Origin of the sequence: Pseudomonas sp. R38(2017) (assembly GCF_002112395.1) — a bacterium.
Taxonomy (GTDB): Bacteria; Pseudomonadota; Gammaproteobacteria; order Pseudomonadales; family Pseudomonadaceae; genus Aquipseudomonas.
On record NZ_NEHN01000008.1, the window covers coordinates 276,912 to 296,560 of the forward strand.

Below are 19,649 nucleotides of genomic sequence, written 5' to 3' on the forward strand. Positions count from 1 at the left end.
GCCGTATGGGGACTTTCGACGGGAGGGCGGCATGGCAACGATTCATATCGGTATTTCAGGCTGGCGTTACGCCCCGTGGCGCGGGGATTTTTACCCGAAGGGGCTGTCGCAGAAACGCGAATTGCAGTTCGCCTCACGGGCGGTCAACAGCATCGAAATAAACGGATCGTTCTACGCCCTGCAACGGCCCGAACGCTACGCCCAGTGGTACGCCGAAACACCGGATGACTTCGTGTTCAGCATCAAGGCGCCGCGCTTCATCACCCACATTCGCCGCCTGCGCGATATCGAAAAACCCCTGGCCAATTTCTTCGCCTCCGGGGTGCTGGAACTGAAGGAAAAGTTCGGCCCGATCCTCTGGCAATTCCCGCCCAACTTCACGTTCGACCCCGAACGCTTCGAAGGCTTTCTCGACCAGTTGCCCCACGACACCCAGGCGGCCGCCGAGCTCGCCCGCCAGCACGATTCGCACCTGCACGGCCACGCGAGCATGAAGGCTTACAGCAAAAAAACGCTGCGCCATGCCGTGGAAATCCGCAACGACAGCTTCATCGACCCCGACTTCGTGCGCCTGCTCAAACGCTACAACACCGCGCTGGTGATCGCCGACACCGCCGGGAAATGGCCGTACCGCGAAGACCTCACCAGTGATTTCGTCTACCTGCGCCTGCACGGTGCCGAGGAGCTTTACGCCAGCGGTTACACCGACGCCGCGCTGCAACGCTGGGCCGAGCGGATCGACGCCTGGCACCATGGCCGGCAACCGGACGACGCCCATTTGATCGCGCCGCGTCTGAAACCTCGGCCCCGTAAATCCCGCGAGGTTTTCTGCTACTTCGACAACGACATCAAGGTCCGCGCGCCTTTCGATGCCCGCAGCCTGTTGCAGCGTTTCGATCTGGATAAAAATCTCGAAACCATGCCCGGTGAACCGGCCGCCGATGGGGTACTCGCATGAGCATTCCCGAGCCGGTCGGCGTCACCGATGAACAGGCCACCGTCATCACCACGGTGCGCCGCTTCACCGTGCTGACGGTCAACACTCACAAGGGTTTCACCGCACTGAACCGGCGTTTCATCCTGCCGGAATTGCGCGAAGCGGTGCGCAGCGTGTCCGCCGATGTGGTGTTTCTTCAGGAAGTCCACGGCACCCACGAGCATCACCCCAAACGCTACGCAAACTGGCCGACGATGCCGCAGTACGAGTTTCTCGCCGACAGTCTCTGGCCGCAGTTCGCCTACGGACGCAACGCGGTGTATCCGGACGGCGATCACGGCAATGCCGTGCTGTCGAAATTCCAGATCGTGCGGCATGACAATCTCGACGTTTCGATCAGCGGCCATGAAAACCGGGGATTGCTGCACTGTGTGCTGCGCCTGGCGGGAGACGACCGTGAAGTGCACGCGATCTGTGTCCATCTGGGCCTGCGCGAAAGCCATCGCAACGATCAGTTGCGCCTGCTGCGAGAGCGCCTGGCCGAGCTGCCTGATGACGCGCAGGTCATCGTCGCCGGCGATTTCAACGACTGGCGCCAGCGCGCCGATGCCTTGCTTGAACCCTGTGGCCTGCGCGAAGTGTTTGCGACGCATCAAGGCAAACCGGCGCGCAGTTTCCCCGCCCGCATGCCGTTGCTGCGCCTTGACCGGATCTACGTGCGCAACCTCAAGGCCAGTCAGCCAAAAGTGCTGGCGAACCGTCCCTGGTCACACCTTTCCGACCATGCACCACTATCGGTGGAGATTGAACTATGAGCAGTGCACCGTTGGAGAAATCCGCCGTGGAGCCGGTCAGCATCACCCCGCCCGTACGCGAGCCGGGCACCGTCGATGTCGAGTATCGCTGGCAGGGAAACAACCGCGTCGAGCTGCTGGAAAACGGCGAGGAATTTTTCCCCCGGGTGTTCGAAGCGATGCGCGCGGCGAAAAGCGAAATCCTGCTGGAGACCTTCATCGTCTTCGAAGACAAGGTCGGCAAGCAATTGCAGGAAATTCTTATCGATGCCGCCCGGCGTGGCGTGCGCACCACCGTCAGCCTCGACGGCTTCGGTTGTGGGGAACTGAGCGCCGGTTATCTGACCGCGTTGAGCGATGCCGGCGTGCATCTGCAGATCTTCGATCCGGCACCCAGGCATCTGGGGATTCGCACCAACTGGTTCCGGCGGTTGCATCGCAAGATCGTGGTGGTCGACGGGTTGGTCGCGTTCATTGGCGGGATCAATTTCTCCGGCGATCACCTGGCCGATTTCGGCCCCGAAGCGAAGCAGGATTATTCGGTAGAAGTTCAGGGCCCGGCGGTGACCGACATCCATCATTTCGCCCTGCTGCAAAGCGGCCGACCGGGACGCGCAAGGTTTTGGTGGCAACGGCGTCGGCAGCGTCGCGCGGAGATGGCGTTCGATGATCACGACGGCCAGGTGCGTCTGGTGTTCCGCGACAACGACCAGCACAACACCGATATCGAAGACGTCTATTTGCAGGTGCTGCGCCGCGCCCAACGGCGGGTGGTGATCGCCAACGCCTACTTCTTTCCCGGCTATCGCCTGCTGCGCGAGATCCGCAACGCAGCCCGGCGCGGGGTCGAGGTGCGGCTGATTCTGCAGGGACAGCCGGACATGCTGGTGGCCAAACTCGCCGCGCGCATGACCTACGACTACCTGCTCAAGGCCGGTGTGCAGATTCATGAATATTGCGAGCGGCCGCTGCACGGCAAAGTGGCGCTGGTGGATGAAGAATGGAGCACCGTCGGCTCAAGCAATCTCGACCCGTTGAGCCTGTCGCTGAACCTGGAAGCCAACGTGCTGATTCGCGACCGAGCCTTCAATCGTCTCCTGTTCGAACGCCTCGAAGACCTCAGCCACAACCACTGCAAGGCGATGGACGCCACGAAGTCACCACGCGGGCGAATCTGGCACATGACCGTGGGTTTTCTGGTGTTTCACTTCCTGCGGCATTTCCCGGCAATGGCCGGCTGGCTGCCGGCACACAAGCCACGACTCAAACCCTTTTTCCAGGCCGCCGGGAGTGATCCTTCATGAGCCATTCCCAAGCCCACGCGGCGGTGCATCCGGCACCGGCGGGCAAGTCTCGCTGGAGTCGCTGGAAACGTCCGCTGACCCTGCTGTTTTTTCTTGCGCTGATCGTCCTGCTGACGATGTTCGCCAGCCGCATCGAATGGGCCGAGGTGCTGCAAACCCTCGCCGACTTCAAGGTGCGAACGCTGATCATCGCCTCCAGCCTGACCTTGCTGAGCTTTCTGGTGTACGCCAGTTTCGACCTGATCGGCCGCACTTACATCCGTCAGGATCTGACGTGGAAACAGATCCTGCCGGTGGGCGTCATCAGCTATGCGTTCAACCTCAACTTGAGCGCATGGGTCGGCGGGATTGCCATGCGTTACCGGCTGTATTCGCGACTCGGGGTGAGTAAAAGCAACATCGCCAAGATCCTCGGCCTGAGCCTGGCGACCAACTGGTTCGGCTACATGACCATCGCCGGCGCGGTGTTCAGCAGTGGGCTGGTCAGCATGCCACCGGGCTGGAAAGTCAGCAGCGATGCGTTGCAGGGCATTGGTGTGTTGCTGCTGGTGATCAGCTTCGGTTATCTGGTCGCCTGCCGTTTTTCCAGGCGTCGCGAGTGGTCGATTCGCGGGGTGGAAATCAACCTGCCGTCGCTGCGCATGGCCGTTCTGCAACTGCTGCTCGGCGCGCTCAACTGGTCGTTGATGGCGGCGGTGATTTTCACTTTGCTGCCGGGCAAGCTCGACTATCCGCTGGTGCTCGGCGTGCTGCTGATCAGTGCGATTGCCGGGGTCATTACTCACATTCCCGCCGGGCTCGGGGTGCTGGAAGCAGTGTTCGTCGCCCTGCTGCAGCACGAGGCTTCGCGCGGCAGTCTGGTGGCTGGGTTGCTGGCCTATCGGGCAATCTATTTTCTGCTGCCGCTGCTGATCACCGTGGTGATGTACCTGGTGGTGGAAGCCAAGGCCAAGGCGCTGCGGATCGAGAAAAAGCCCAAGTCCTGATCAGCGCGATTGAATGATGCTCAACCGTTCGCCCACCACCATCTCGGTGATCCAGTCGACCAGGATCGAGGTGTAGGCCTGCTGCGAAGTCGGATCGCTCAGGGCATGGTCAGCACCATCGATGATCCGGTGGGTGAGCGAGTGAGTCTGCTGGCACGCAGCGCGATAACTCATGATCGTCGCGTGAGGCACATAATCGTCGGTTTCCGATTGCACCAGCAGCACATCGCCGGTGAATTGCGAGCAGGCATGCAGCGCCCGGTTGCTGTCAGCACGTACCAGAGTGCCGCGATAATCGCGCAGGTCAGCCTTGTCCAGATCGCGCTTGGGTGTGTGCCATTGCTCATCGCGATACAGCGCCGGGACGCGCAGCGCCAGCCAGCGCACCGGGCGCAATGAGGTGAGGATCGAGGCGAGATAACCGCCGTAACTGGTGCCGACCACCGCGATGGCCGAGGTGTCCAGCGCCGGGTGCGCGAGCAGTCGGTCGTAGGCCGCCAGCAAGTCGCGCAGGTTGTCTTCACGGGTGACCCGGCTCAGCGGAATGCCAGTGCCGCCGGTGTGCCCGCGCAAGTCGAATGTCAGGCACACGCAGCCCAGGCCGGCGATGCCTTTGGCCCGTTCCAGGTCCCGCTCCTGACTGCCGCCCCAGCCGTGCACGAACAACACGCCGGGGACTTTCGATTTGGGACTGAGGAACGTCCCGCTCATCTGTTCGTCATCAATGTCGATTTGAATGCTTTCGCTTCTAGCCGTCATAGGATTTGACCGTTACGTATTTGAGGAGAAAATCGCTGTTCTCGGCCGGGCCGCGATAGACCTCGATGGCATCCGCCGGCAGGGCCTGGTCGATGTAGGTTTCCACCGACGAGACGCGGATCGCGCGCATCGACGGATCGTTGACGAAACTCTGCAACGCCGCCACTTCGGCACTGCTCGCACCGCCCATACGCCAGGATTGTTCGAGCACGCCACTGCGTGGCTGGCCTTCGCTGTCCAGTCCCTGGGCGATGTCGTAGTTACGCCGCGAAGCGTAGAACCGTGGATAAGCTTCATCCGCCGCGCTATCGAAAACCTGCGCCTGTTCGATGGCCAGCCGCACATCGTCCGCCAGGTCCAGTTTCAGCAGTTCCTCGTAACCACCCTGCACCACCAGCAGGTTAGAACCGCTGTACACTTCCTCGCCATGGGCGTCCTCGGTCAAGTATTGATCACCGCAGTAACTGAGCACCCGGTCGCCGATGAATGACTGACCGACGCTGTGTGTAACTACATGGCTCAAGTCCTGCTCCAGCACCACGCCTTCGTTGAACTGTTTGGCAATATCGGAACGCGCAAGGATTTCGTCGAATGCGTCGAGGCTTTTGATCACTTCTTGACCGCGTCCGGCACAGGCGTGAATCGGCTTGAGGCGAATCGGGCCGCTGTACAAGAGATGTTCAGCAGCGGGTCGCGCATCCTCGTGGGCAAATACACTGAACCCGTCGAGCACGACATTGCGAATGCGTTCGGAAAACAGCGGCGACCAGCCTTGCGGCGCGCGGGCCTGATGGCTGCGCAAGCCATGGCTGATGGCTTTGGTGCAGATGAAATCGTGCTCGACGAAACCGCCCCAAAGATCGTCCGGGCCTTTGATACCCAGTTCATGGGCCTTGGCGGCGCCGACAATGGTTTGGGTCGGCAGCAGATACAGGTCGCGACCGTGGTGCTTTTGCGCGTCGTAGCTGCCGCCGAATTTCAGTCCGAGAATCTGCGCCAGCCATCGGGCCAGCGCCTTGTTGGTCTGCACTTCGTGTTGCGGCGCGTCGGGCCGTACGGAATGGGCGACCACTATTTTGTTGCGGGATGTCGGGGTCATGCGTCCCCCTTACAGCGGCTCGGTGAATGTAGGTCAGAGGGTGCAGAGATCAGGCCAAACGATGACGATGCCAAAACCTTTGCGGATCAGTCGATTAGCCTTTTCGTAATGGCGTTGCGCCCGTTTCAATCTGCACGATGGCCGCCGCGGCCACGGCATTTTGCCCGACAGCGAGGGTTATCTCGCCAGCGCGGTCGGTGGGGTCACGCCGAACCGATTGCGATAGTCACTCGGCGCCAGCCCGGTGATTTTCTTGAAGATGGCGCGAAAGGCTCCCGGATCCTGATACCCCACCGTCCACGCAATGTGATCGATGGTGCCGTTGCTGAACTCGAGCATTTCCCGGGCCTTGCCGACCCGCAGGTGCTGGCAGTATTCGGTGGGTTTCAGGCCCGTCGCGGCACGGAACCGGCGCAGGAACGTGCGCTCCTCCAGCCCCGAGCGTTCGGCCATGGAGGCCAGCGAAACGTCGGTCGCACCGGTGCTTTGCAGCCAGTGCTGGACCTTGAGAATCGACGCGTCGCCATGGTTGAGGATCGGCGCGAAATTGCTGCCGCAGGCACTGGCGCTGTCGCTGTGCTCCATCACCAGGAAACGCGCAGTGGCGCTGGCGATGCTCGGCCCGAGCAGGCGATCGACCAGCCGCAGCCCCAGTTCCGACCAGGCCATGAGCCCGGCGGTGGTGATCAGGTCGCCGTCATCGACAATCGGTGTGTCGGCGTTGAGCCTGATCTGCGGATAACGCTCGGCAAAGGCCTTGGCCGAGGTCCAGTGAGTGGTGGCGCTGCGACCGTTGAGCAGACCGCTTTCGGCCAGCAGCCACGAGCCCACGCAGACGCCGCCCAGCGTCGCGCCACGGCCATGCTGGTCGCGCAGCCATTGCAGCAATCCTGGCGATGCCTGCTCTGCACTGAACCCGGCGATCGACGGCGGAATCAGCACCGCCAGCAAACCCGTTTCTGCAGCGGGATGACTGTCGTAAATCCTGACCGGTGCCTGCTCGTTCTCGACCTGCCAGTGACTCACCCGCAGTCTCGGTAATTGCGCGGCCTGATGCTCGACGGCGATCCGGTCGGCCACGCCGAACAAGTCGGTCAAGCCATGCACCGCCGCCAGTTGCGCGCCGGGATAAATCAGCACGCCCAGCTCGGCAACGGCCCTTTCAACACCCATTGTCAGTTTTCCCCTGTCTATTGTCGGTGCGGCCAATCCTCGAAGACATAGCGGGCGCGGATACTGATTCCACTCCCAACAAACACTTCGAGGAAACTCCCATGGCCAGGCAAGCGCTCATCGTAGTCGATATCCAGAACGACTACTTCCCCCAAGGCAAGTGGCCGCTGGCTGGCGTCGACGCCGCCGCCGACAATGCCGCCCGACTGATCGCCGCGTTCCGTGAAGCGGGTGATCCGGTGATCCATATCCGTCACGAATTCACCTCGGCGAATGCCCCGTTCTTCACCCCGGGCTCTGAGGGCGCAAAATTGCATTCCAAGGTGCTCAACCGCGCCGATGAACCGGTAGTGCTCAAGCATTTCGTCAACGCGTTCCGCGAAACCGAGCTGCAATCGATCCTCGATGAGCAAGACATCAAGGAACTGGTGGTGGTCGGCAGCATGAGCCACATGTGCATCGACGGCGTTGTCCGGGCTGCGGCGGATCTGGGCTACACCGTCACGGTGATCCACGATGCCTGCGCCACCCGCGACCTGGAATTCAATGGTTTGATCGTGCCGGCGGCTCAAGTGCATGCGGCGTTCATGTCCTCGCTGGGTTTTGCCTACGCCAGTGTGGTCTCGGCAGACGAATTCCTCGCGGCCACCCGTTAATCCTCCTACATGAACGTCCGCAAGAAAGACCGGCCCGCCCTCTTGCGGGCCTTTTTTCGTGCGCTGAAAAAATCTCACGCGTGAGCCATTGATGGCACTTTGAATTGGTTGTAGTGTGGCTCACGCGTGAGATGTTCATAACGGAGTCATCGCCATGAAAAGCAACTCCCCTGCAACAAAATCGGAGAGCCCGAAGGGAGTGCGCTCGACAACGTCCGCGAAAAAACCGTCGAGCTTCTATATGAAGCAGATGCGCGCGGGCCTGGCTGCCGCCGGTTATGTGAAACACGAAACTTGGGTGCTTCCCGAAAACCGAAGCTTGCTCAAGCAAATGGAGCAACAGCTACGCCAACCGATTCTGGCTGGCTCTTTCATGTCGGAGAATTACATGAGCGCAGGCAACAACTGGAACATCGATAGCCTCTACAACGCTTTCAAGGCACTGGACGAGGTGGCTTCCCACGAGATCACGCTGTCCCTGATCCAGAGCGCCGAACCCAGCCTCAAGCTGGAAATGAACGAATTCGGCGGCCTGCCGATTCACATCGCCATCGCGGGTCAGCAGATCATCGTCGATACCGTGCTGGTGGACATCGATTCGATCACCGACGTGCGCACCTTCAATGACGCGGTGCTGCGCAGCCGGGAAATGTTCCCGCTGTCGTCGATCGGCATCGAGACCATGCCCAACGGTCAGACCGTCTACAACATGTTCGGCGCGCTGAGTGCGGATTCGAGCCTGACCAACGTGGTCACCGAGGTGAAAACCCTGGTCGACAACGTGCAGCGCGCCAGCGAAGCCTTCGAACACTTCTTCAAGTAATCAACAGGGAAAATCCAATGACTCAGTCCATCTGGAGCAAGTTGTTCACCGCTCTGCGCGGCGGCGCCAATGAAGTCGGCGAAGCGATCGTCGACCAACAGGCCCTGCGCATCCTCGACCAGGAAATCCGTGACGCCGACAGCGCCCTGTCCAACGCCCGTCGCGAACTGGTCACCATCATGGCCAAGCACAAGCTGTCCGCCGACCGCGTGAGCGAGTACGACGCCAAGATCAAGGACCTGGAAGCCAAGGCTGTTTCGGCCCTGAACGCCGGCCGTGAAGATCTGGCGATGGAAGTCGCCGAAGCGATTTCGACCCTGACCAACGACCTGACCACCGAGAAGGCCCAGAGCGACGAATTCGGCACCTACGCCGAAAACATGCGCAAGGACATCAACAAGGCCGAAGCGCGGATCAAGAGCCTGCGCCAGCAAGTGGACATGGCCAAGGCCCGTGAAAGCGTGCAGAAAGCGCAGGTCAGCGCATCCATCGCCAGCGGCGGCGCCAATGGCAAGCTGGAAACAGCAGTCGGCACCTTGAACCGTCTGCAGGAAAAGCAAAAGCAACGCGCCGCCGAGCTGAACGCTCAGGACGAACTGGCCGATGCCACGACCGGCAACGATCTGGAACGCAAGCTGCGTGAAGCCGGCATCACGCCGAACGAGGGCAGCGCCAACGCGATCCTCGAACGACTGAAGCAGAAGTCGGCCCAGTAAGGGCACCCAGAGAAAAGAAGGGCACCGGGTGCCCTTCTTTTTTGCCTGCTCGTTTGTCACGAGGCCGGTACACTAGCGGCGTTTTGCCAACGAACACCTCCACCCGCTTCAAGGAATGTACCCATGGGATGGTTAAAGAACTTGCTGGGGAGCCCGGCTCCAATACCTGAAGCTGTCGGCGGCCCGCTTGGCCTGGCGCAGGGCAAAGGCATCCGGTTCGATACGACGCTCGGCCTGCTGCTCGATGGCAGCACCTCGGTACGAGTTCCCGATGCCCAGGCCATCTGGAGCGCCGGCTGGATCGACCTCGGCCAGTCGAACAAGCTGTATCGCTACTACCTGGACAACGAAGATTTCTGGCTGCAGGTCCACGTCACCGGCGACGATCAGATCGAATCGGTGACGCTGTTCAATTACGTCAGCTATGTCACGGTCAACAGTGACGCCGAGCTGCAGCGCCTGGCCGGCCCGAACAGCCTGATCGGCCTGCCGGCCTACACCCATGACGGCGTGTCCTACACCCGCGAATGGGGCACCGAACGCGGCCAGACCGAACTGGTCCCGCTCACCGAACAAGTGATCAATCCCGACGAGTCCTACACCATCGAGCACCATTCGATGCTGTACGCCCGGGAAACCGGCCTGACCGACCGTCGTGAGCTGCTGCTGTTCTCCGTCGAACAGGACGAAGAAGGCACCGTCAGCCTGAGCACATCGCTGGGCATCTCGCTGTACACCACCGATCTGAGCACCATTTAAAAGGAAGTTCCCCATGCTGGAAGTGCTGTCCGTTTCCCTGAACAAGGCCGCGCTGGTCGGTTTCGCCGCCTACCTGATCGGCGCCGTGCTGCTGTTCATGCTGTTTCAGTTCGTCTACACCCGCATCACGCCGCACAAGGAGTTCGAACTGATTCGCGGCGGCAACAACGCGGCTGCCATCGCTCTGTCGGGTGCGATCATCGGTTTCGCGATTCCGGCGAGCAACATCATCGCCCACTCGATCAACGTCCTCGATTTCGTCCTGTGGGCCGTGATTGCAGCGGCGGTGCAATTGCTGGCATTCCTGGCGACCGGCCTGGTGCTCAAAGGCACGTCCCAACGCATTGCCAACGGTGAAGTCGCCGCCGGTATCTACGTCGCTGCGGTGGCGATCAGCGTCGGCATGCTCAACGCTGCGTGCATGACACCGTCCTACTGACCGGCAGGAAGCCTGAGATGAAACGAAGCAAGTACGTTCAACTGTCCCTGGCGGCCTCGGTGGCGCTGGCGATTTCCGGCGAATTGGCCGCCGAGGAACAACAGCGCAACTTCCAGAGCGTGGAACAGTGCGTCGACGCCGAAGTCGCAGCCGACGCCTGCTCTAACGCCTACGTAGCGGCCCTGACCAAACATCGGCGCCTCACCCCTGTCTATGACGACAAAGAGAAGTGCGACGCGGACTTTGCCGCCGGCTGGTGTCAGAAAAATTCCGACGGCCGCTTCATACCGAAAATGAGTGGCTTCAAAGTACCGCAGAATGTTGAGGCGCCACAGGATCTCGACGCACTGGCCAATGCCCAGATGCCGGCCGGTGAAGCCGCACCTGTGCAGACCACGCAGAGCACATCGCACAGTTCCGGTGGCTCAAGCAACGGCTGGCTCAGCGGATGGCTGATCGGCAATGCCATGAGCAATAACCGCTCGAACGATTCGCGGCCGGTCTACCGCGAGCGCGATACGCGTACGACGTACGAAACCTCGACACTGAACCGACGAATCGAATCGGCTCCGACAACTCGAAGCGATTCGGACTACACAAGCTCCCGGAGTAAACCAGTCAACGTGGCCTCTTCGACTTCCCGCGGCGGCTTCGGCAGCCAGTCCAGTGCGCGCAGCGGTTGGGGCGGCTGGGGCAGTTCGAGCAGCTGACCATGAAGAAGATCCATTGCGCCGAGCGCCACGACTGGAAACAGACTGCCGAAAGCCTCGGCTTCATGTTTCACACCATCGACGACCAACCCTACTGGGATGAACGCGCGTACTACCAGTTCACGCTCGCGCAGATCGAAAACGATCTGGAGGATCCGACCACCGAACTGCACGAGATGTGCATGGATCTGGTCGACCGTGTCGTGCACAGCGAGGAATTGCTCGATCGCCTGAGCATTCCACCGGCGTACTACGACATGGTCAGAACGTCCTGGCTGGAAGGCCATCCGCATCTGTACGGACGCATGGACTTCTCCTACAGCGGCAACGGCCCGGCGAAACTGCTTGAACTCAACTACGACACGCCCACCAGCCTGTACGAAGCGGCGGCGTTTCAGTGGGGCTGGCTGGAACAATGCATCGAGCGTGGGATGCTGCCGCGCCATGCCGACCAGTTCAACAGCATAGACACCCGTCTGCATGAGGCTTTTGCTCAGTTGAAGCTCAAGCGCCCGTTCTACTTTGCGTCGATGAAAGACTCGGTTGAGGACAGGGGCACCACGGACTATTTGCGACTGATCGCGGAAAAGGTCGGCATCGAATCACGGCACATCGATATCGAAGACATCGGTCTGACTGCCGAAGGGCGCTTCGTCGATCTTGAAGATCGCTGGATTCCTCACTTGTTCAAACTGCACGCCTGGGAGTTCATCTTCCATGAGCCGTTCGGCGCAGCCATTGCCGAATGCGACACGCAGTTTTTCGAGCCTGCCTGGAAATCCATCCTCTCCAACAAGGGCGCCCTGCCCCTGCTCTGGGAAATGCACAAGGGCCATCCGAATCTGCTGGCCGCTCATCTCGATCCGAACCCGGGCAGCGCAGTGCCGAAAGGCTGGGTACGCAAACCGTACTTCTCCCGGGAAGGTGCCAACATCGAGCTGCAAACTGCTGACGGTCTGATCGTCAAAGAGGATGGTCCCTACACGGATGCGCCCTTCATCCTGCAGGAATTTGCGCCGCTGCCGAAGTTCGATGACAGCTACACGCTGATTGGCTCCTGGGTGATCGGCGACCAGGCCGCAGGGATTGGCGTGCGGGAGGACAACAGTCTGATCACCAAGGATTCGAGCCGGTTCTTGCCGCATCTGATTCTTGACTGAAAAACCTGCGTACATGAAAAAGGCCCGTCGTGTTCAGCGACGGGCCTTTTTATTTAAAGCGGGTACAGCAGCGAATCAGAACGGGATATCGTCATCGAAGCTGTCGAAATCCGGAGCTGGCTGCGGCGCGGCCTGCTGTGGAGCCGGGGCCGGACGCTGCTGAGGAGCCGACTGCTGCGGACGCGGAGCCTGCTGGCGTGGCGCCTGCTGCTGGTAGTTGTTGCCACCGCCTTGTTGGTCGCCCTGTTGTGGACGGCCGCCCAGCAGTTGCATGGTGCCTTGCATGTCGACCACGATTTCGGTGGTGTAACGCTTGATGCCGTCTTTTTCCCACTCGCGGGTCTGCAGTTTGCCTTCGATGTACACCTGCGAACCCTTGCGCAGGTATTCGCCGGCGATTTCGGCAACCTTGCCGAACATCGATACGCGGTGCCACTCGGTCTTCTCGACCTTCTGACCGGTCTGCTTGTCGGTCCACTGTTCGCTGGTTGCCAGACTCAGGTTGGTCACGGCGTTACCGTTAGGCAAGTAGCGAACTTCGGGATCCTGGCCGCAAGTGCCGACCAATATGACTTTGTTAACCCCACGGGCCATAACGTTCTCCTAGGCTTCGCAAGCAGCCTCGGCCGGGTTGTTCACCAGGCGTTCGAGGGTGTCGCGATCCACTAATTCTTTATCCAGTTTGATGTAAACAGCCGCTTCATCGGCGACTATCACTGCATCTGTTACCCCTACGAGGGCCCTGAGGCGCTCGACCAGACCCGCTTCGCGGATCGCCTCGGGCGACAACGGCAGGCGCAGGCTCGTCACGTAGGGTGGTTCGCGCATGGTAACAGCAAAGGCCAGCCAGATGGCAGCCAGCCCGGCACATCCGAGGAACACAACCGACAGACCGCCATGCTGGAACATCCAGCCGCCGAGAATCCCGCCGAGTGCCGAACCGAGGAACTGACTGGTGGAGTACACGCCCATGGCCGTGCCCTTGCCACCCGCCGGTGAAACCTTGCTGATCAGCGACGGCAACGAAGCTTCCAGCAGATTGAACGCGGTAAAGAACACCACCGTCCCGATCACCAGAGCCCGCAGGCTGTCACCGAACTGCCAGAAGAATAGCTCAGTGAGCATCAGCGTCATGACGGCGCCGAGCAAAACTCGTTTCATTTTGCGTTTCTTCTCGCCGTAGATGATGAACGGGATCATGGCGAAGAAAGAGATCAACAGTGCCGTAAGGTAGACCCACCAGTGCTGTTCCTTGGGCAGCCCGGCTTTTTCCACCAGGGCCAGGGGCAGCGCGACGAAGCTCGACATCAACATCGCATGTAACACAAAAATGCCCAGATCCAGGCGCAGCAGGTCCGGGTGCTTGAGCGTCGGCATCAACGCCTGACGTGCCACGCCGGACTCGCGATGGCTCAGCGGCCCGGTGGATTTCGGCACCATGAACAGCACGATCACGATCCCCACCAGCGCCATGCCGCCGGTGGCGAGGAACAGGCCGGAAAGACCGAACGCGCGAGTCAGCAACGGACCGACCACCATGGCCACAGCGAACGATAGGCCGATGGTCATGCCGATCATCGCCATGGCCTTGGTGCGGTGCTGTTCGCGGGTCAGGTCGGAAAGCAGTGCCATGACCGCTGCGGAAATCGCGCCGGCACCCTGCAGGATCCGGCCGGCAATCACGCCCCAGATCGAGTCGGCCTGAGCCGCCAGCACGCTGCCGAGGGCAAAGACGATCAGCCCCAGGTAAATCACCGGGCGACGGCCGATACGGTCGGAAATGATCCCGAACGGAATCTGGAAAATCGCCTGGGTCAGGCCGTAAGCGCCAATCGCCAGCCCGATGAGGGCCGGGGTCGCTCCCGCCAGATCCATGCCATAGGTCGCCAGTACCGGCAGCACCATGAACATGCCAAGCATACGGAAGGCGAACACCAGGGCCAGACCGCTCGCCGCGCGGGTCTCGCTGCCACTCATGCGTTCGCTGTGGGGATCGTGCATGGAAAAACCTCGTGTGAACCGGCGGCGATTCTACCAGTCCCATCGAAAGACGGGGTATATCGCGACGCTTTGCCACGTACAGATGAAACTCTCTTCATGTAAGGCGAAAAACCCTTCATTCGATAGTGTGCATCCATCCAGTATTTGGCCGTATACTCCTGTGTTTTCGACGCCCGCCGAGCGAGGCCATTTTGGACAAGATCCTGATTCGTGGGGCCCGCACCCACAACCTGAAGAACATCGACCTGACCCTGCCACGGGACAAACTGATCGTCATCACCGGCCTGTCCGGATCCGGCAAGTCGTCCCTGGCCTTCGACACGCTGTACGCCGAAGGTCAGCGCCGCTATGTCGAATCCCTGTCGGCCTATGCCCGACAGTTCCTGTCGATGATGGAAAAACCCGACGTCGATACCATCGAAGGTCTGTCGCCGGCCATCTCCATCGAACAGAAGTCGACCTCGCACAACCCGCGCTCCACGGTTGGCACCATCACCGAAATCTACGACTACCTGCGCCTGCTTTATGCACGCGTCGGTACGCCGCGTTGCCCGGATCACGACATCCCGCTGGAAGCCCAGACTGTCAGCCAGATGGTCGACCTGGTGCTGGCTCAGCCGGAAGGCAGCAAGCTGATGCTGCTGGCGCCGGTGATTCGCGAGCGCAAGGGCGAGCACTTGTCGGTGTTCGAAGAACTGCGTGCCCAGGGCTTCGTCCGTGCCCGGGTCAACGGCCGGCTCTGCGAGCTGGACGAACTGCCGAAACTGGATAAACAGAAGAAGCACACGATTGAAGTCGTGGTCGATCGCTTCAAGGTACGCGCCGACCTGCAGCAGCGTCTGGCGGAATCCTTCGAGACCGCGCTGAAGCTGGCCGACGGCATCGCCCTGGTGGCGCCGATGGACGACGAGCCGGGCGAAGAAATGATCTTCTCCGCGCGTTTCGCCTGCCCTATCTGCGGCCATGCGATCAGCGAACTGGAACCCAAGCTGTTTTCCTTCAACAACCCGGCCGGCGCCTGCCCGACCTGTGACGGTCTGGGGGTGAAGCAGTTCTTCGACATCAAGCGTCTGGTCAACGGTGAGCTGACGCTGGCCGAGGGCGCAATACGTGGTTGGGACAGGCGCAACGTCTATTACTTCCAGATGCTTGGCTCACTGGCTGCGCATTACGGCTTCAGCCTGGAAAAACCCTTCAACGAACTGCCGGCGGATCAGCAGAAATACATTCTGCATGGCAGCGGTTCGCAGAATGTCGACTTCAAGTACCTCAACGACCGTGGCGATATCGTCAAGCGTTCGCACCCGTTCGAAGGCATCGTGCCGAACCTCGAGCGTCGCTACCGCGAAACCGAGTCGGCCAGTGTGCGCGAAGAACTGGCGAAGTTTCTCAGCACCCAGTCCTGCCCGGATTGCCGCGGTACCCGCCTGCGTCGCGAAGCGCGGCACGTGTGGGTTGGCGAGAAAACCCTGCCGGCGGTGACCAACCTGCCGATCGGTGATGCCTGCGACTACTTCGGCGATTTGAAGATGACCGGCCGCCGTGGCGAAATTGCCGACAAGATTCTCAAGGAAATCCGTGAGCGTCTGCAGTTCCTGGTCAACGTGGGGCTGGATTACCTGTCGCTGGATCGCAGTGCGGACACGTTATCTGGTGGCGAAGCCCAGCGGATTCGTCTGGCCAGCCAGATCGGCGCCGGACTGGTCGGGGTGCTTTACATCCTCGATGAGCCGTCCATCGGCCTGCACCAGCGTGACAACGACCGTCTTCTCGGCACCCTCAAGCACCTGCGCGATATCGGCAACACTGTGATTGTGGTCGAGCACGACGAAGATGCGATTCGACTGGCCGACTACGTAGTGGATATCGGCCCGGGTGCCGGGGTTCATGGCGGACAGATCGTCGCCGAAGGCACGCCGGCCGAAGTCATGGCGCACCCGGACTCGCTGACCGGCAAATACCTGTCGGGCCGGGTCAAGATCGAAGTGCCGGCCAAACGCACACCGCGCAACAAGAAGCAGGTGCTGTCGCTCAAGGGCGCGCGTGGCAACAACCTGCGCAATGTCGACCTGGAGATCCCGATCGGCTTGCTGACTTGCGTGACCGGTGTCTCTGGCTCCGGCAAGTCGACGCTGATCAACAACACGCTGTTTCCGCTCAGCGCCACAGCCCTCAATGGCGCGACGACACTGGAAGCGGCAGCCCACGACAGCATCAAAGGCCTGGAGCATCTGGACAAGGTCGTCGATATCGACCAGAGCCCGATCGGTCGTACACCGCGCTCCAACCCGGCGACCTACACCGGGCTGTTCACGCCGATTCGCGAACTGTTCGCCGGCGTGCCCGAGTCCCGCTCCCGTGGTTATGGCCCGGGGCGTTTCTCGTTCAACGTCAAAGGCGGTCGCTGCGAGGCTTGCCAGGGCGACGGCCTGATCAAGGTGGAAATGCACTTCCTGCCGGACATCTATGTACCGTGCGACGTGTGCAAGAGCAAACGCTACAACCGTGAAACCCTGGAGATCAAATACAAGGGCAAGAGCATCCACGAAACCCTCGAGATGACCATCGAGGAAGCGCGGGAGTTCTTCGACGCAGTGCCAGCGCTAGCGCGCAAGCTTCAAACACTGATGGATGTGGGCCTGTCGTACATCAAGCTGGGGCAGTCGGCGACTACGCTGTCTGGCGGTGAGGCGCAGCGGGTCAAGTTGTCTCGCGAGCTGTCCAAGCGCGATACCGGCAAGACCCTGTACATCCTCGATGAACCGACCACCGGTCTGCACTTCGCGGACATCCAGCAACTGCTCGACGTGCTGCATCGCCTGCGTGACCACGGCAACACCGTGGTGGTGATCGAACACAACCTTGACGTGATCAAGACCGCCGACTGGCTGGTGGATCTCGGCCCTGAAGGTGGCTCGAAAGGCGGGCAGATCATCGCTACCGGCACGCCGGAGGAAGTGGCCGAGATGAAGCAATCTCACACTGGCCATTACCTCAAGCCGCTGCTGATTCGCGATCGGGCCTGATTGCCGGGCATGAAAAAGCCCCTGTCACTTCAACAGTGACAGGGGCTTTTTTGTAGCACCTGCGATCAGGACGTGTGGGATTGCAGGTAGTTCTGAATGCCGATCAGCTTGATCAGGCCCAGCTGCTTTTCAAGCCAGTAGGTATGATCTTCTTCAGTGTCGTGCAACTGAAGCTTGAGGATATCGCGGCTTACGTAATCGCCATTCTTTTCGCACAGCTCGATGCCTTTGCACAGTGCAGCACGTACCTTGTACTCAAGGCGCAGATCCGCTTCGAGCATGGTCTCCACCGTCGTACCGACGTCCAGATCGTCAGGACGCATGCGCGGCGTGCCTTCCAGCATCAGAATCCGGCGCATCAGCGCATCGGCATGACCGGCTTCTTCTTCCATCTCGTGGTTGATTCGTTCGTAGAGCTTGGTGAATCCCCAGTCCTCATACATCCGCGAGTGAACGAAATATTGGTCACGCGCGGCCAGTTCGCCGGTCAGCAACGTGTTGAGGTAATCGATAACGTCTGGGTGGCCTTGCATCGCCCTACATCTCCCTTCTTGAAAGTCTGTAGTTTGAACCAACATGACTGCAAGGTCACTTACTTCGCGCAATAAAAGCGAAGATATTCTGAGAAAAGCAGGCTAAATAACGCAAAAACCGCCCTAATGAGGGCGGTTCTGCTTCTCGTTTAGACTTCGTTAAGCTGTACGTTGAGCAGTTTTGCGATTGCTTCTCCGTACGCCGGGTCGGCCTTGTAGAAATGCTGCAACTGACGGTCGACGACATCACTAGACACACCTGCCATCGCGCCGGCGATGTTGCTGACCAGCAACGCTTTCTGTTCCTCGCTCATCAAGCGGAACAGCGCACCGGCGTGGCTGTAGTAGTCGGTGTCTTCGCGGTGATCGTAGCGATCAGCTGCACCGCTCAAGGCCAGTGCAGGCTCGGCGTAGTGTGGAGCTTGTTTCGGCGACTCTACGTAGCTGTTCGGCTCGTAGTTCGGGGCCGCGCCACCATTGCTGCCAAAAGCCATCGAACCGTCACGCTGGTAAGTGTTGACCGGACTGCGCGGCGCGTTCACCGGCAGTTGCTGGTGATTGGTGCCTACGCGGTAGCGGTGGGCATCGGCGTATGCGAATACACGCCCCTGCAGCATGCGATCCGGAGACAGACCTACGCCAGGCACCATGTTGCTCGGGCCGAACGCAGCTTGCTCGACTTCAGCAAAGTAGTTCAGCGGATTGCGATTCAACTCCAGCTCACCCACTTCGATCAGTGGAAACTCCTTCTGCGACCAGGTTTTGGTTACGTCGAACGGGTTCTCGTAGTGAGCAGCAGCCTGGGCCTCGGTCATGATCTGGATGCACACGCTCCATTTCGGGAAGTCACCACGCTCGATGGCTTCGAACAAATCGCGCTGGGCGTAATCGGGATCTGTCCCCGCCAAACGTGCCGCGTCTGCCGGCGCGAGGTTTTTGATCCCTTGCTTGGTCTTGTAGTGCCACTTCACCCAGTGACGCTCGCCTTGAGCGTTGATAAGGCTGTAGGTGTGACTGCCGAAGCCGTGCATGTGGCGATAGCCGTCCGGGATCCCGCGATCAGAAAACAGAATGGTGACCTGGTGCAGCGCTTCAGGCGAATGCGACCAGAAGTCCCACATCATCTGTGCGCTTTTCAGGTTGCTTTGCGGCAGGCGTTTCTGTGTATGGATAAAATCAGGAAACTTCAGCGGATCGCGAATGAAGAACACCGGCGTGTTGTTGCCAACGATGTCCCAGTTGCCTTCTTCGGTGTAGAACTTCAGGGCAAAGCCACGAGGATCGCGCTCGGTGTCAGCCGAGCCACGCTCACCGCCCACCGTGGAGAATCGCAGGAAAGTCGGCGTCTGCTTACCCACAGCAGAGAACAGTTTGGCGCTCGTGTATTGCGTGATATCGCGAGTGACGGTGAAGGTACCGTAGGCGCCTGAACCCTTGGCATGCACACGGCGCTCAGGAATGTTTTCGCGGTTGAAGTGAGCAAGCTTCTCGATCAAATGAAAGTCATCGAGCAGCAACGGCCCGCGCGGCCCGGCGGAGCGAGAGTTCTGGTTATCGGCGACTGGCGCACCGCTGGCAGTCGTAAGCGTCTTGTTCTGGCTCATGCGATCTTCTTCCTCTGTCAGTCTTGAACTGCCGGCTAATCGGCTTGTCAGGGAGTATCAATCATCAATATGACAGCCACAAATTCATTAACTCATGGTCATCAATAGAGAATAACTAACGATAAAACCCAAACACATAGTGCAGACCCAAACAGGGTAGAAGCTTGTAC

The 19,649-nt window shown here is 60.2% G+C and carries 19 protein-coding genes; 12 read left to right on the forward strand and 7 right to left on the reverse strand.

The features are described 5' to 3' along the window. Positions 1–31: 31 nt before the first annotated feature. The 4 genes from CAF87_RS21635 to CAF87_RS21650 are packed head-to-tail and all read left to right on the forward strand — an operon-like array spanning position 32 to position 4,021. Positions 32–958, forward strand: coding sequence for a DUF72 domain-containing protein (locus CAF87_RS21635; RefSeq protein ID WP_085733002.1), 927 nt, complete (start codon positions 32–34; stop codon positions 956–958). After that, positions 955–1,752: an endonuclease/exonuclease/phosphatase family protein gene (locus CAF87_RS21640; RefSeq protein WP_085733003.1), complete on the forward strand. Its 798-nt coding sequence runs from the start codon at positions 955–957 to the stop codon at positions 1,750–1,752. The genes CAF87_RS21635 and CAF87_RS21640 overlap by 4 nt, the downstream gene beginning before the upstream one ends. After that, a complete protein-coding gene (gene clsB, locus CAF87_RS21645; protein ID WP_085733004.1) occupies positions 1,749–3,035 on the forward strand; it encodes a cardiolipin synthase ClsB in 1,287 nt (428 codons plus the stop codon). Before CAF87_RS21640 ends, clsB begins: the two co-directional genes overlap by 4 nt. Continuing rightward, the gene (locus CAF87_RS21650; protein ID WP_085733005.1) at positions 3,032–4,021 is read left to right on the forward strand and encodes a lysylphosphatidylglycerol synthase domain-containing protein; all 990 of its coding nucleotides are present in this window, start codon (positions 3,032–3,034) and stop codon (positions 4,019–4,021) included. The genes clsB and CAF87_RS21650 overlap by 4 nt, the downstream gene beginning before the upstream one ends. On the opposite strand, the gene CAF87_RS21655 is transcribed toward CAF87_RS21650, so the two are convergent. From CAF87_RS21655 to CAF87_RS21665, 3 genes are all read right to left on the reverse strand, one after another. After that, positions 4,022–4,780, reverse strand: a complete 759-nt coding sequence (locus tag CAF87_RS21655; protein WP_007955615.1) for a S9 family peptidase — start codon at positions 4,778–4,780, stop codon at positions 4,022–4,024. Continuing rightward, entirely contained in the window at positions 4,770–5,879 is a 1,110-nt protein-coding gene (locus CAF87_RS21660; RefSeq protein ID WP_085733006.1) for a DUF3182 family protein, read from the reverse strand. Before CAF87_RS21660 ends, CAF87_RS21655 begins: the two co-directional genes overlap by 11 nt. Positions 5,880–6,056: 177 nt before the next feature. Continuing rightward, complete coding sequence (locus CAF87_RS21665) at positions 6,057–7,052, reverse strand: GlxA family transcriptional regulator (protein WP_085733007.1); 996 nt, start codon at positions 7,050–7,052, stop codon at positions 6,057–6,059. Positions 7,053–7,153: 101 nt separating this feature from the next. On the opposite strand from CAF87_RS21665, the gene CAF87_RS21670 reads away from it, so the two are divergent. The 7 genes from CAF87_RS21670 (at position 7,154) to CAF87_RS21700 (ending at position 12,315) form a co-directional block, all read left to right on the forward strand. Then, positions 7,154–7,708, forward strand: a complete 555-nt coding sequence (locus tag CAF87_RS21670) for a cysteine hydrolase family protein (RefSeq protein WP_085733008.1) — start codon at positions 7,154–7,156, stop codon at positions 7,706–7,708. A 154-nt stretch (positions 7,709–7,862) separates the two neighbouring features. After that, on the forward strand, positions 7,863–8,531 hold the full coding sequence (locus tag CAF87_RS21675; protein WP_085712342.1) for a YjfI family protein: 669 nt from the start codon (positions 7,863–7,865) through the stop codon (positions 8,529–8,531). A gap of 17 nt (positions 8,532–8,548) precedes the next feature. Continuing rightward, positions 8,549–9,247: a PspA/IM30 family protein gene (locus CAF87_RS21680; RefSeq protein WP_085733009.1), complete on the forward strand. Its 699-nt coding sequence runs from the start codon at positions 8,549–8,551 to the stop codon at positions 9,245–9,247. 123 nt (positions 9,248–9,370) lie between these two features. Then, entirely contained in the window at positions 9,371–10,006 is a 636-nt protein-coding gene (locus CAF87_RS21685; protein WP_085733010.1) for a DUF2491 family protein, read from the forward strand. Positions 10,007–10,019: 13 nt separating this feature from the next. Then, a complete protein-coding gene (locus CAF87_RS21690) occupies positions 10,020–10,445 on the forward strand; it encodes a DUF350 domain-containing protein (protein WP_085712345.1) in 426 nt (141 codons plus the stop codon). Between the two features lie 17 nt (positions 10,446–10,462). Next, entirely contained in the window at positions 10,463–11,155 is a 693-nt protein-coding gene (locus tag CAF87_RS21695; protein ID WP_085733011.1) for a DUF1190 domain-containing protein, read from the forward strand. 2 nt (positions 11,156–11,157) lie between these two features. Then, a complete protein-coding gene (locus CAF87_RS21700) occupies positions 11,158–12,315 on the forward strand; it encodes a glutathionylspermidine synthase family protein (RefSeq protein WP_085733012.1) in 1,158 nt (385 codons plus the stop codon). 75 nt (positions 12,316–12,390) lie between these two features. On the opposite strand, the gene CAF87_RS21705 is transcribed toward CAF87_RS21700, so the two are convergent. Both CAF87_RS21705 and CAF87_RS21710 read right to left on the reverse strand, forming a co-directional pair. After that, positions 12,391–12,909: a single-stranded DNA-binding protein gene (locus tag CAF87_RS21705; protein ID WP_007966163.1), complete on the reverse strand. Its 519-nt coding sequence runs from the start codon at positions 12,907–12,909 to the stop codon at positions 12,391–12,393. A gap of 9 nt (positions 12,910–12,918) precedes the next feature. Next, positions 12,919–14,316, reverse strand: coding sequence for an MFS transporter (locus CAF87_RS21710; RefSeq protein ID WP_085733013.1), 1,398 nt, complete (start codon positions 14,314–14,316; stop codon positions 12,919–12,921). Between the two features lie 191 nt (positions 14,317–14,507). On the opposite strand from CAF87_RS21710, the gene uvrA reads away from it, so the two are divergent. Further along, entirely contained in the window at positions 14,508–17,342 is a 2,835-nt protein-coding gene (gene uvrA, locus CAF87_RS21715; RefSeq protein ID WP_085733014.1) for an excinuclease ABC subunit UvrA, read from the forward strand. Positions 17,343–17,407: 65 nt separating this feature from the next. On the opposite strand, the gene bfr is transcribed toward uvrA, so the two are convergent. Both bfr and CAF87_RS21725 read right to left on the reverse strand, forming a co-directional pair. Next, positions 17,408–17,875, reverse strand: coding sequence for a bacterioferritin (gene bfr / locus CAF87_RS21720; RefSeq protein WP_085733015.1), 468 nt, complete (start codon positions 17,873–17,875; stop codon positions 17,408–17,410). 149 nt (positions 17,876–18,024) lie between these two features. Continuing rightward, entirely contained in the window at positions 18,025–19,479 is a 1,455-nt protein-coding gene (locus tag CAF87_RS21725; RefSeq protein WP_085733016.1) for a catalase, read from the reverse strand. Positions 19,480–19,649: the final 170 nt, after the last annotated feature.